We start from the raw sequence: 12031 nt of genomic DNA on the forward strand, positions 1-12031 counted from the left end.
CCTCCTTTGTTTTTATGACCTCAACTCGGGCGGGTTCCCCGTCCGCCGAAGCGGACGGGATGCTTTTCGTCACAGCGCCTGGACGACCGCATCTCCCATCTGGTCGGTGCCGACCCGCTCCGTTCCCGGCTGGTGGATGTCCGCGGTGCGGAAGCCGCGGGCGAGCGCGGTGCGGACTGCGGTCTCGACCTGCCGGGCCTTGTCGTCGAGGCCGAAGCTGTGGCGCAGCAGCATCGCCAGCGACAGGATCGCGGCCAGCGGGTTCGCCAGGTTCCGGCCGGCGATGTCCGGCGCGGAGCCGTGGATGGGCTCGTAAAGCCCCTTGTCCCCTTCGCCGAGCGACGCGGACGGCAGCATGCCGATGGATCCCGTCAGCATGGCGGCGGCGTCGGACAGGATGTCGCCGAACATGTTTCCGGTGACGATGACGTCGAAGGCCTTCGGCGTCCGCATCAGCGACATGGCGGCGGCGTCGATGAACAGGTGGCTGAGTTCCACGTCCGGGTATTCCCGGCCCACGCGGATCATCACCTCGCGCCAGAGCTGCATCACCTCCAGCACGTTGGCCTTGTCGACGGAGCAGACCTTGCGGCGGCGCTGGCGCGCGGCGCGGAAGGCGGCGTGGGCGATCCGCTCGATCTCGGATTCGGTGTAGCGCATGGTGTTGAAGCCGAAGCGCTGGCCGGACGCATCGGTTTCGATCCCCCGCGGCTGGCCGAAATAGACGTCGCCGGTCAGCTCCCGCAGGATAACGAGGTCGACGCCCTCGACGACCTCCGGTTTGAAGGTCGACGCGCCGACCAGCTCGGGGAACAGGAAGGCCGGGCGGAAATTGGCGTAGAGCTGCAGGGACTCGCGCAGCAGCAGAAGCGAGGTGCCCGGCCGCTTGTCCCGCGGCAGCGCTTCCTCGCCGGGGCCGCCGACCGCGCCGAACAGGATGGCGTCGGCGCGCCGGGCGAGCGCCAGGCTTTCGTCCGGCAGGGGGACACCGCGGGCGTCGATGGCGGCCAGCCCGACGGGCGCCTCCTCGGTTTCCGCCTGCGGCAGCACCTTGCGCAGCACCTTCACCGCCTGGGCCGTGACCTCGGGACCGATGCCGTCGCCGGCCATGACTGCGATCTTCACGTGTTCGTCTCCTTGGATGTCTTGCGCCGCGCTCGGTTCAGCGATGGCGTTCGTCGTAGTCGCGTTCGAAGGACTCGATCGCGGAGGATTGGGACAGGGTGTAGTCCAGCTCGTCCAAGCCCTGGACGATGCAATGCTTGGCGAAGGGATCGATGTCGAAGCCGCGGACCGACCCGTCGGGAAAGACCACGACCTGTTCCACGACATCGACGGCGATGTGCGCTCCGGGACTTGCGGCGAGACCGTCGAGCAGCGCCTTGACCTCGTCCTCCGGAAGGACTACCGGCACCAGGCCGTTCTTCAGGCAGTTGGACCGGAAGATGTCGCCGAAGCTCGGCGCGATCACCGCCCGTATGCCGTAGTCGTGGAGCGACCACACCGCGTGCTCGCGCGAGGAGCCGCAGCCGAAATTGCGTTCCGCGGCGATGATGCGGGCGGCCCGGTATTCCGGACGGTTCAGGATGAAGTCCGGGATTTCCGACCCGTCGGCGCGGAAGCGGACATCGGCGAACAGGTAGCGGCCGAAATCGTCGGAGCGCGGCTTTTGCAGGAAGCGCGCCGGGGTGATCTGGTCGGTGTCGCAGTTCGGTTGAGCGATGGGCAGGGCCACGGCCTCGATGCGTTGAAGCGGTTCCATGGGATCAGGCCCCCGCCATCAGGCGGCGCACGTCGCTGAGGCGCCCGGTCACCGCCGCCGCCGCCGCCATGGCCGGGCTCATCAGGTGCGTGCGCGCCCCGACGCCCTGCCGGCCGACGAAGTTGCGGTTGGAGGTGGAGGCGCAGCGCTGGCCGGCGGCCACCGTGTCGCCGTTCGTCGCCAGGCACATGGAACAGCCGGCGTAGCGCCATTCGAAGCCCGCGGTCTTGAAGACGAGGTCCAGCCCCTCGGCCTCGGCCTGCGCCCGCACCGGTTCGGAGCCGGGGACGACCCAGGCGTCGACGCCCGCGGCGACCTTGCGCCCCTTCACGATGCCGGCGGCGCTGCGTAGATCCTCGATGCGGCCATTGGTGCAGGAGCCGATGAACACGCGGTCGACCGGCACTTCCTCCAGCGGCGTGCCGGGGGTCAATCCCATGTAGGCGAGCGCGCGGGACATGGTCTCGCGGCGCTCGGCGGTCGGCGCCGCGTCCGGATCGGGCACCCGCCCGGTGATCGGCAGCGCGTCCTCCGGCGTCGTCCCCCAGGTGACCATCGGTGCGATCTCGGACGCGTCCAGCGTGACTTCGCGGTCGAAGACGGCGTCGGGGTCCGAGGCCAGCCGGCGCCAGCGCGCCACGGCGCGGTCCCACGCCGCCTCCTTCGGGGCGTAGGGGCGCCCGGCCAGATAGGCGAAGGTCGTGTCGTCCGGTGCCACGAAGCCGACCCGTCCGCCGGCCTCGATCGACATGTTGCAGAGGGTCAGCCGGCCTTCCATCGACAGGCCCCGTATGGCGGAGCCGGCGTATTCGATGGCGTGCCCGACCGCGCCGGCGACGCCGATTTTGGCGATGATCGCCAGGATGACGTCCTTGGCGGTCACGCCGGCGCCCAGCGTCCCGTCCACCGAGACGCGCATCCGGCCCGGCCGGCGCTGCCACAGCGACTGGGTGGCGAGCGCATGCCCGACCTCCGTCGCGCCGATGCCGAAAGCGAGCGCCCCGACCGCCCCGTGGGTCGAGGTGTGGCTGTCGGCGCAGACGATGATCATGCCCGGCAGGCTGAGCCCCTGTTCCGGCCCCACCACATGCACGATCCCCTGCCGCGGGTCGCCCAGGCCGAAGACGGTGATGTCGGCCCCCCGGGCGTCGCGCGTCAGCGCCTCGATCATGGTGCGGCGCTCGGGATCGTTGATCGCCGTCGCCTTGCGGCTGTGCGTGGGCACGTAATGGTCGGGCGTCCCGAAGATGCGCCCGGGCGACCGCGGCGCGAGCCCACGGTCCCGCAGCATGCGGAAGGCGGGTTCGGTAACGTCGTGAATGAAATGGCGGTCGACGAACAGGAGATCCTGGCCGTCGTCGCGCGACAGGATCCGGTGGCTGTCCCAGATCGTGTCGAGCATGGTTCTTGGCGTGTGGTTGGCGCTGTGGTCCACGGTGTTGCCCTTTGTTCGCAGCCGCAGCCGCGGCATCACGGACAGTCGATGCCCGGTCCGGCGGGACCCGATGGCCCGTCGCCGGTTGTCAGCGGAGCGTCATTGTGACCGGATGGTCTGTCGGACGGATTGTTCGCCAACCATCCTGCATCGGCGCCGCCGGCCCGCAGAGTGGTAATCCGGCAACCTGCCATCGCGGATGACGATGGCAGGGGACCATCGCGCTTAATATCCCCTCTCCCCCCTGATGAGAGGGTTAGGGTGAGGGGGTTGCGCGTGTGCCGGACGCACCAACGTGGCGGAACCCCGTCAGGCGCGCTCGTAGAGCCGCCGGTTGAGGTACAGGAGCAGGCTGCTGGCGCTGCCCGCGAACAGGACGAGCAGGAACGTCAGCGCCATGATGAGATCGACGTTGTGCAGGCCGATCGCGTTCATCAGCAGGAAGCCGAGGCCGCGCTGCGAGGCGAACATCTCCCCCAGCAGGGTCCCGATCAGGGTCAGCGAGAAACCCACGCGCAGGCCGGTGAAGATTTCCGGCATCGCGGCGGGCAGCAGGATCGTGGCGATCATATGGCCCGTGCCCAGCCCCATGACGCGCCCGGTCTTGATGAACACCGGCCGCACCGCGCGCACCGCGCCCAGCGTGAACAGCGTGATCGGGATGACGCCGTGGATGGTGCCGAAGGCGACCTTCGACGCGATGCCAAGTCCGAAGGACAGCAGCAGGATCGGGTACAGCGTGATCTTCGGAATGGAATAGACCGCGACCAGCAACGGCTCCAGCACCTCGCTGGCGAAGCGGTTGAGGCCGAGCAGGAATCCCAGCGACAGGCCAATCGCCACCGCCAGCAGCAAAGCCATCCCGAAGGCCTGGGCCGTCTCCGCGAAATGGCCCCAGAAGACGGGCGTCGCGACGAGCTTCGCCGTGAACACCACGGTCTGGAGCGGCGTGCGCAGGGCGACGTCGCCGACAAACCACGCCATCAGTTGCCAGACCACCAGGAGCAGCACGACCAGCTTCAGCGTGTTGCCCCAGCCCCGCATGGACGCCGCGCTCATGACAGCCCCCGCCGCGCCATCAGGACCTTCTCCCACCGGGCGAGAAGCGTGTTGATGGCGATGGACACCGCCAGGATCAGCAGGATCAGCGGGTACATCTTCGCGTTGTCGAAATTCGTGTAAGCGAAGCTGATCTCATATCCCATGCCGCCGGTGGACATGATGAACTCCGCCCCGATGATCCCGATCAGGGAATAGGCGACGGCGAGCTTCGCCCCGGTCAGGATGTAGGGGGTGGCGCAGGGCAGCATCACCTGCGTGGCCGTTTCCCAGGCCGACAGCTGGTTCACCCGCGCCGTCTTCAGCAGCACGCGCGGAATCCGGTCCAGCCCGTTCAGCGTGTTCACGATCACCGCCACGACGGCCAGCATCGCACCGATGAAGATCTGCGGCGTGTCGCCCAGGCCGAACAGGACGATCAGCAGCGGGTAGAAGGCGAACATCGGGATGGCGTAGTAGGTCGCGAACAGCGGATCGAGCGTGTGGCGCAGCGACCGGAAGTAATGCAGCACGACCGCCACGGTGACGCCGACGACCATGGCGATCACGAAGGCCAGCGCCGCGTTCCCTAGGGTTTTCGCGATGGCCGTGTTGAGCTGCCCGCCGGCCAGCAGCGCCACCATATCCACCAGGATGCGATGCGGCGGCTGCATCGTCAGCCGGTCGATGCGGCCCGTCAGGCAGAGGAGTTCCAGACCGCCCACGGCGACGACCAGCAGGGCAATTCTCCACAGGGCCGCGCGTTTCAGGATCCCGCCTCCGGCTTGTGTCATGGTCCCGCCTCCGGCTTGCCGATGGACTTCAGGGACTCGCTGCGCAGGGACCGCCAGAGCCGCGCCGTGATCGCGCCGAAGGCCTCCTCCTGCACGATGCGGCTGTCGCGGTCCCTGGACCAGCCCGTCTCGATGATGTCGATGAGCCGTCCCGGACGCGCCGACATGACACCGATCCGGTCGGCCAGCATCGCCGCCTCGTCCAGCGCATGGGTGATCAGGAACACGGTGGCGCCGGTCTTGCGCCACAGGTTCAGCACCTCGTCGCCCATCAGCAGGCGCGTCTGCTGGTCGAGCGCGCCGAACGGCTCGTCCAGCAGGATCAGCCGGGGCTCGGTGACCAGCGTCCGCGCGATGCACACCCGCTGCCGCATGCCCCCCGACAGCTGCGCCGGGTAGCTCTGCGCGAAGGCGGTCAGCCCCATCATGGCGAGGGCGGAGTCGATCCGCCGTTCCCGTTCCCGCGGGTCGATCTTCATCCGGCGCAGGCCGAAGGCGATGTTGTCGCGGACGGACAGCCAGGGAAAGGACGCATCCTCCTGGAACACCACGCCCACGCCGTCCGGAATCCGGCCTTTGATGGGGCGTCCCTCGAAGGCGACCTCGCCCCGCGTCGCCGTCGAAAGGCCGGCGACCAGCTCCAGCAGGGTCGATTTCCCGCAGCCGGACGGCCCGACCACCGCGAAGAACTCCCCCTGCCTCAGCTCCAGGTCGATCGGCCCCAGGGCGTGGATGGCCTCCCCTCCCCGGCCGGTCCGGTTGAACTCTTTGTCGACCGCGCGCAGGGACACCTGCACCTGCGCCCTTGCCGCCGTCGCCACGCTGGGCATGGCCGTCGTCGCGCGCATCGTCATTTCATCGCCTTGATGTCGTCGGGCAGGAACTGGGTGTCGACGATCGACTTGGCGTCAATGTCGCCGGAGATGGCGCCGACCATCTTCTGCACCTCGATGGCGCGTTGCAGGCCTTCCAGATGGATCTGCCCGGTCCCCCAATATTCGATGCCGGAGGTGGAGGCCGAGACGAGGTAGCGCACCGCGTTCCTCGCGACCGCCGGTTCCAGGTTGTAGACCTCGGCGACGATGTCGCCGGACTCGTCCGGGTGCTCCTTCATGTAGGCGACGGCCTTGCGGCGGGCGCGGATCACGGCGCGGATGAAGTCGCCCTTGCCCGCCGACACGCCGCCGGCGGCGACCCCGACCACGTTGGCGATCGGCGGCAGCAGGTCCGCCGCCTTGGCGATCGCGCGGTATTTCGACTGGTATTTCGACCAGAGCGGCTCGGGGATCGGCGCCACGTCGATCATGCCGATGTCGAGCGCGGGGATGCCCTCGCCGAAGCCGCCGGTCTTGACCAGATCGGCGTCCTCGGTCTTCAGCCCGCCCGCCTGCAGCACCAGCGTGGCCAGCGCCAGGCTGGTGGAGCGCGGGTTGGTGTAGCCGATCTTCTTGCCCTTCAGGTCCTTGGGCGACTGGATCGGGGAGTCGGGTTTGACCGCCCAGATGAATTCGGCGACCGTCAGGACGTTGTCGCTGATGATCTTGACGTCGGCGCCCTGCTGGACGGCAGCGATCACCGCGTTGGGGTTGACCTCGGCATAGGGCGCGCTGCCCGCCAGCATGTTGCGCAGGGTCGTGCCGCCCCCGGCGGACGACAGGATGCCGGTCACGTCGGCCCCTTCCTCCTTGAAGAAGCCCTTTTTCAGGGCCACCGCGAAGGGCATGCCGTTGGCGGAGACGCCGTAGTTGCTGACGACGATCTCCTCGGCGCCGGCCGGAGCCGCCATGCCGAGCAGGAGCGCCCCGCAAAGCGCCGCAGACCGGATCGATGACGACCGGATCGACGCGGACTTTAAAAGCTTCATTGCTTCCTCCCGATTATTCCCGCCTTGCGGATTTGGTTCGTTCTCTGTGAAAGCGTGCGAGTGGTCTGTGGGTTCGTCAAGGCACTCCCGTGCGGATCCATCCCCTCACGCGGTCACCCGCGCTCGATGGCGCGCCAGCGTTCCAGGTTGACCGCCTGGTCGAGCGCCGCCCGCACGGACGCGGCGTTGCCCATCGGCTCCAGCCGCTCCTCGCCGTCGGCATGGCGCCGCAGAGCGGCGAGGCCGTCGCGCATGGCCGCCACGCTGCGCATCAGCAAGCTCGCGGGGAAGGAGACCTGGGTGAAGCCCATCGCCCCGAGATCGGCCGGGGCCAGCCAGGGGGTGTCGCCGCCCTCGAACATCGTGGCCGAGATGTAGGCGCCCTTGAAGGCGGCGCCGACCCGGCGGTAGTCCTCCTCCGTCTTCAGGCCGGCGACGAAGACGCCGTCGACGCCCAGAGCCAGGAAGCGCTCGGCCCGGCGCATGGCCTCGTCGAGCCCCAGCGGCCCGTAGGCGTCCGTCCGGCCGATGATGAATGTGTCCGGGTTGCCGCGCGCCGACAGGGCGGCCCTGAGCTTGCCCTCGATCACCGCCATGTCGGCCACCGCGGCGGCCTTCTCCGCACGCTGCTGCTTGCGGTCGCGGTCCTGGTCCTCGAACAGCATGCCGCCGACGCCGATGGCCTCGTAGGCCAGGACGGTGCGGGCGACGCTTTTCACATCGCCATAGCCGTCGTCCGCGTCGGCGAGGAACGGCAGCGCCGTCGCCGCCGAAATGTCGCGGATGCCCTCGACCATGTCGGTCAGCCCGATCAGGCCGATGTCGGGGTAGGCGTGCCGGGAGGCCAGCAGGGCCGATCCCCCGATCGCGAAGGCCTGAAAGCCGGCCTGCTCGATCAGCCGGGCCGACAGCGCGTCGTGGGCCAGCGGCGTGATCAGCGGCGTCTCGCGGGAGAGGGCCAGGCGGATGCTCGGTCGCGTCATGGGGTCTGCCTTCTCGTATCGGTTGTCGGCGTGTAGAGCCAGTCCCGGTCCCTCTTTGCGGCGCTGAAGTAGCCGTCGATGTCGTCCAGGTGGCGCAGCGTCAGGTCGATGTCGTCGTCCCCGCGGATCAGCGCCGCCGCCCGGTGCGGCGGAACCGTAAAGGCGTGGCGATGCCCGTCCGGATCGACGATCACGCCGGCGGGCAGATCGACTGTAAAGTCCGGCGCGTCGCAATGCCGCTCCACGGCAGCGGCCAGCGCCGCGCCGGTGGCCTCGTCGACGATCCCGGCCAGCACGCCGTTGCGGAACGCGTTCTCGTAGAAGATGTCGGCGAAGCTCGGCGCGAAGACGCAGCGGATGCCGAACTGCGCGAGCGCCCAGACCGCCGCCTCCCGAGATGAGCCGCAGCCGAAATTCTCGCCAGAGAGCAGGAATTTCGCGGTCCGGAACGGCCCCTGGTTGAGGACGAAACCGGGCCGTTCCCGCCCGTCCTCGTCGAAGCGGCGTGCCCCGAACAGGCCGCGCGCCAGATCGGCCTTGGCGGTGCGCAGCCAGGCGGAGGGGATAATCGCGTCGGTGTTGACGTTGGTCTCCGGCAGGACGGCCAGGACGCCGGAGACGGTGGACAGCGGCGTCCTCATGCGGCGGTCTCCTTCCGGACGTCGGTGATCCGGCCGCGGATCGCCGCGGCGGCGACCATGGCCGGGCTCGCCAGATGGGTCCGGCTGCGGGGGCCCTGGCGGTTTTCGAAATTCCGGTTGGAGGTCGCCATGCAGCGGGCGCCGGGCGGAACGACGTCCTCGTTGATGCTGACGCACATGGAACAGCCGGCGTCCCGCCACTCGAAGCCGGCGTCCAGGAAGACGCGGTGCAGGCCGAGCGCCTCGGCGTCGCGCTTCACGGACATGGAGCCGGGAACCACAAGCGCGCGGACGTTCGGCGCAACCTTCCGGCCGCGCGCCACCGCCGCCGCGGCAATGAGGTCGGACAGGCGCGCGTTGGTGCAGGATCCGATGAAGGCGACGTCGATCGGAATCCCCTCCAGCGGCATCCCCGGCTCCAGCCCCATGTAGCGCAGCGCCGCCGCCGCCAGCTCGCGCCGTTTGGCGTCCGCGAAGCGGGCAGGATCCGGAACCGCCTTGTCGACGCCCGCCACGTCCTGCGGGCTGGTTCCCCAGGTGACCTGGGGGGCGATCCGCCAGCAGTCGATCGTAAAGTCCCGGCCGAACCGCGCGTCCGAATCGCTGTGCAGCCGGAGCCATTCGGCCACGGCGCGGTCGAACGCCCCGCCGGTCGGCGCGAACTCGCGGCCACGGACATAGTCGATGGTGGCTTCGTCCGGCGCGATGAGGCCCAGGCGGGCGCCGAACTCAATGGACATGTTGCAGACCGTAAGCCGCCCCTCGACGGGCAGGGCACGGATCGCCGGGCCGGCGTATTCGACCGCGCAGCCCCGCCCGGAGGCGAAGCCGAGTTCCCCGATCATGTGCAAAATCAGATCCTTGGCCGAAACGCCGGGACCGGGGACGCCGTTGAAGGTGACGCGCATGGTGAGGGGGCGCGCCATGGCGAGCGTCTGCGTGGCCAGGACATGCTCGACCTCGCTCGTGCCGACCCCGAGCCCGACGGCCCCGAGGCCCCCGACGGTCGAGGTGTGGCTGTCCCCGCAGGTGAGCAGGCAGCCGGGAAGAGCGAAGCCGGTTTCCGGTCCCATGACGTGGACGATGCCCTGGCGGGGATCATCGACGCCGAAATGCCGAATGCCGTTGGCCGCCGTGTTCGTCCGCATCAGGCCGAGCAGTTCCCGCCCGCCGGGATTGGTGTCCTCATCGCGCCCGGGACGGGTGGAAACGATGTGGTCCTGCGTCGCCACGGTCAGGTCGGGGTGCCGGACCTTGCGGCCCGCCCGTGCCAGATTTTCAAAAGCCTGGGCGCTGGTGGTTTCCTGGAGGATGTGGCGGTCCACGAACAGCAGGTCGCGGCCATCCTCCAGCGTTTTGACGGTGTGGGCGTCCCAGATCTTGTCGAACAAGGTCCGGGGGCGCGCGGCGGCGGCTTCGGCCGCCGGGTGAAGCGACGGATCGGTCATCGTGCTTGGGGCGCGTGGCGTGCCATGGGCACGGATCGCGCGCACGGCATTCCGCCGCGGCCGCATTCAGGCATGAAATTTCCTCCGGCCCCGCCTTGTGCGGGAGCGATTTTTTGGGCTTTGTCGAGCGACGCTCCATCCGCTTGAACTCGCCGGATGGCAGCGTCGCGATGATCAGAGGTTAGGACTGTTCATGACCCCCGCATAGGGATAATTTGCTCATACTTCGTTGACGGGAGATCAGAGCAGATGACCCGGCAGATGCCCCCGCTGAACGCGCTGCGCGCCTTTGAATCCGCGGCCCGCAACGGCAGCCTGACGCGCGCGGCGCAGGAACTGCTGGTCACCCAAGGTGCGATCAGCCGTCATGTGTCCCAGCTTGAAAGCTGGCTCGGCGTCACCTTGTGCCGCCGTATGCGGCGCGGCATCGAACTGACCCCGGAAGGCGCGTCCTACGCGACCACGCTGCGCGCAGCCTTTGAACAGATCGAACTGCAAACCCGCCGCATCCGCGAACGCCCGTCCGAGAACACCCTGCGGATCAAGCTGCCCCCGACCTTCGCCATCCGCTGGTTCGTCCCGCGGCTAGCCCATTTCCACGCCCTGAACCGGCACATCGACGTCCAGATCACCACCTCGCACCAAAACGTCGATTTCGATCGCGACGACGTCGACGTCTGCATCCACTGGGGGCCGACTCCGCTGACCGGAGTCCACTGCAAGCGCCTGTTCGGCGAAATCCTCCTGCCGGTCTGCAGCCCTGAGCTTTTTCGCACCCGTCCGCCGCTGGACACGCCGGCCGACCTCGCCGGCCACACCCTGCTCTGCTCGATGCACCGGCCCGACCACTGGCCCACCTGGCTGCGGGCGGCGGGCGTCACCGTCATCGACGGCAACAACGGGCTGAAGTTTGAAAACTCCGCGCTAGCCTACCAGGCCGCCATCGACAAGCTGGGGGTGGTCATGGCCCAGAGGGCGTTCGTGGAGGAGGATTTGCGGACCGGGCGCCTCGTGGCGCCGTTGGCGCTGCGGGTCGGGACCGAGAACGCCTACCACCTCGCCTACCCCCGCTCGCGGCGCTCGGCCCCGGTCATCAAGGCGTTCGAGCAATGGATCACGCAGCAGTCCGCCGGCATGGAGGAAGCGGTCCGGTAGGCTTCAGGCGGCGCCCCGCGAACCGAGATGCGTGACCAGCAGCTGCACCGGCACCGGCAAGGAATCGACGTCCCGCGTGCAGATCTTCCAATGGCGCACGCCCCAGGGCTCGTCCAACGGCACGGCGACCATATGGTTGGGCGCGACGTAGCGCGCCGCGTGATGCTCCGGCACCAGCGCGATGCCGAGCTTGGCCTCCACCATGCTCCGCGCCGGCTCGAATCCGTTGACCCGGATGCGCAGCCGCAGCGGGTGCGAGAGATCGGCGGCGGCCCTCAGGACCAAGGAGTCCAGATAACTGCCCTTCTGCGGCCCGACGAGGTCATGCTCGGCGACCTCGGCGAAGGTGAGGCTTTGGGCACCGCTCAGCGGGTGGTCCGCCGGCATGATCACCACAAGCCGGTCGCTGCGGTAGGGCAGGACGCGCAGCCCGGCCACCAGCGACGTTCCCCCGAAGATGCCGATGTCGGCCGCGTTCTCCGACACCGCGCGCAGGACATCCGCGCTCAAGCCCTCCTCCAGGTCGATGCGGATGGCCGGATGCTGGTCGAGGAACAGGCTGATGTCGCTGGGCAGATACTGCACGATCGTCGACAGGCTGGCGTGCAGACGGATTTGCCCGCGCATGCCCTTGGCATGGTCCAGCAACTCGCTTTCCATCTGCATGAGGTTGCGCACGATGCCGTGCGCGTGACGGAGCAGCGTGTGGGCGGCCGGCGTGAGTTCGAGTCCCTTGTTGCTCCGGTAGAACAGCGGCGTGCCGAGCATCCGTTCCATGTCGGACATGCGCTTGCTCACCGCCGAGGCCGCGATGTGCTCGGCGTCGGCGACGCGCGAGATGTTCTGCTGCTCGCACACCGCCACGAACAGTTTCAACGACAGCAGGTCGAAACGCATCCACGCCCCCCGAT

12 protein-coding genes are annotated in these 12031 nt (G+C 68.7%); 1 reads left to right on the forward strand and 11 read right to left on the reverse strand.

Annotation, left to right across the window (positions count from 1 at the left end):
- Positions 1-69: 69 nt before the first annotated feature.
- The 10 genes from leuB to leuC (M2351_RS30095) all read right to left on the reverse strand — a co-directional run bounded on the left by leuB (position 70) and on the right by leuC (M2351_RS30095) (position 10010).
- The gene (gene leuB, locus M2351_RS30050) at positions 70-1110 is read right to left on the reverse strand and encodes a 3-isopropylmalate dehydrogenase (RefSeq protein WP_264660372.1); all 1041 of its coding nucleotides are present in this window, start codon (positions 1108-1110) and stop codon (positions 70-72) included.
- A gap of 52 nt (positions 1111-1162) precedes the next feature.
- Positions 1163-1762 (reverse strand): 3-isopropylmalate dehydratase small subunit, encoded by a 600-nt coding sequence (leuD, locus tag M2351_RS30055; RefSeq protein WP_264659702.1) that lies wholly within the window; start codon positions 1760-1762, stop codon positions 1163-1165.
- A gap of 4 nt (positions 1763-1766) precedes the next feature.
- Complete coding sequence (gene leuC, locus M2351_RS30060; RefSeq protein WP_264660373.1) at positions 1767-3164, reverse strand: 3-isopropylmalate dehydratase large subunit; 1398 nt, start codon at positions 3162-3164, stop codon at positions 1767-1769.
- 342 nt (positions 3165-3506) lie between these two features.
- Positions 3507-4256, reverse strand: a complete 750-nt coding sequence (locus tag M2351_RS30065; protein WP_264659703.1) for an ABC transporter permease — start codon at positions 4254-4256, stop codon at positions 3507-3509.
- Positions 4253-5029, reverse strand: a complete 777-nt coding sequence (locus M2351_RS30070; RefSeq protein WP_264659704.1) for an ABC transporter permease — start codon at positions 5027-5029, stop codon at positions 4253-4255. Before M2351_RS30070 ends, M2351_RS30065 begins: the two co-directional genes overlap by 4 nt.
- On the reverse strand, positions 5026-5877 hold the full coding sequence (locus tag M2351_RS30075; RefSeq protein WP_264659705.1) for an ABC transporter ATP-binding protein: 852 nt from the start codon (positions 5875-5877) through the stop codon (positions 5026-5028). The genes M2351_RS30070 and M2351_RS30075 overlap by 4 nt, the downstream gene beginning before the upstream one ends.
- Positions 5878-5879: 2 nt before the next feature.
- Positions 5880-6893 (reverse strand): ABC transporter substrate-binding protein, encoded by a 1014-nt coding sequence (locus M2351_RS30080; protein ID WP_264659706.1) that lies wholly within the window; start codon positions 6891-6893, stop codon positions 5880-5882.
- Between the two features lie 113 nt (positions 6894-7006).
- Positions 7007-7876: an isocitrate lyase/PEP mutase family protein gene (locus M2351_RS30085; protein ID WP_264659707.1), complete on the reverse strand. Its 870-nt coding sequence runs from the start codon at positions 7874-7876 to the stop codon at positions 7007-7009.
- A complete protein-coding gene (gene leuD / locus M2351_RS30090; RefSeq protein WP_264659708.1) occupies positions 7873-8517 on the reverse strand; it encodes a 3-isopropylmalate dehydratase small subunit in 645 nt (214 codons plus the stop codon). The genes M2351_RS30085 and leuD (M2351_RS30090) overlap by 4 nt, the downstream gene beginning before the upstream one ends.
- A complete protein-coding gene (gene leuC / locus M2351_RS30095) occupies positions 8514-10010 on the reverse strand; it encodes a 3-isopropylmalate dehydratase large subunit (RefSeq protein WP_454464596.1) in 1497 nt (498 codons plus the stop codon). The genes leuD (M2351_RS30090) and leuC (M2351_RS30095) overlap by 4 nt, the downstream gene beginning before the upstream one ends.
- Before the next feature lie 204 nt (positions 10011-10214).
- On the opposite strand from leuC (M2351_RS30095), the gene gcvA reads away from it, so the two are divergent.
- A complete protein-coding gene (gene gcvA, locus M2351_RS30100; protein ID WP_264659709.1) occupies positions 10215-11120 on the forward strand; it encodes a transcriptional regulator GcvA in 906 nt (301 codons plus the stop codon).
- A gap of 3 nt (positions 11121-11123) precedes the next feature.
- Here the strand turns inward: gcvA and M2351_RS30105 are convergent, their stop codons facing one another.
- A complete protein-coding gene (locus tag M2351_RS30105; protein ID WP_264659710.1) occupies positions 11124-12017 on the reverse strand; it encodes a LysR family transcriptional regulator in 894 nt (297 codons plus the stop codon).
- Between the last annotated feature and the right edge of the window lie 14 nt (positions 12018-12031).

This window comes from Azospirillum canadense, assembly GCF_025961225.1.
GTDB lineage: Bacteria > Pseudomonadota > Alphaproteobacteria > Azospirillales > Azospirillaceae > Azospirillum > Azospirillum canadense.